Source organism: Vibrio sp. 10N.222.49.C9 (assembly GCF_041474985.1).
GTDB lineage: Bacteria > Pseudomonadota > Gammaproteobacteria > Enterobacterales > Vibrionaceae > Vibrio > Vibrio crassostreae_C.
The window spans coordinates 1-459 of the sequence record NZ_JBFRVD010000530.1 but is presented as its reverse complement, the minus strand read 5'-3'; the positions used below and the strand labels follow the sequence as shown (position 1 = coordinate 459).

The window sequence follows — 459 nt, the reverse complement described above, 5'->3', positions numbered from 1 at the left end:
AACCTTGTCGGTACGCAATGGAATGACGGCTATTTAGTCATTGACACTGAGATCACCAACAATGGTCTGCAGCCGGTGATAAAGGCTGACCTCAAGATTGATGTTTACGACCTACAAGGCAACTTACTTGCGAGCGAAGAACACGCGGCGTTTCGTTCTATCAAACGCATGGCGGACACCTATCTTCGCCCTCAACAAACCAAGCAAGGCTCGACGATAAAGATAGAGTTACCACAACAAGAACAGTATCAAATTCTATCTGAAATCAGTGAGTTAGATCATCGAGGATAATCTGCTTTTTCGTTCAAGCTATGTCTTTGCACTACTTTACATTAGCTTACATTGATATTCATTCAGGGGCCTATGTTTAAGATGTACAAACAAACGAGGACAGAGCCATGAAAAGCAAATTAACACTATCCATCCTAGCACTTCTTGGTCTTTCAATTGCACTGGGTG

Annotated in this window: 1 protein-coding gene; it reads left to right on the top strand. The window is 42.7% G+C overall.

Annotated elements, in window-relative coordinates:
• Nucleotides 1-291, top strand: a 291-nt coding sequence (locus tag AB4585_RS24325; protein WP_372171317.1) for a DUF3157 family protein, incomplete at its 5' end; no start/stop codon positions are given.
• Nucleotides 292-459 lie beyond the last annotated feature (168 nt).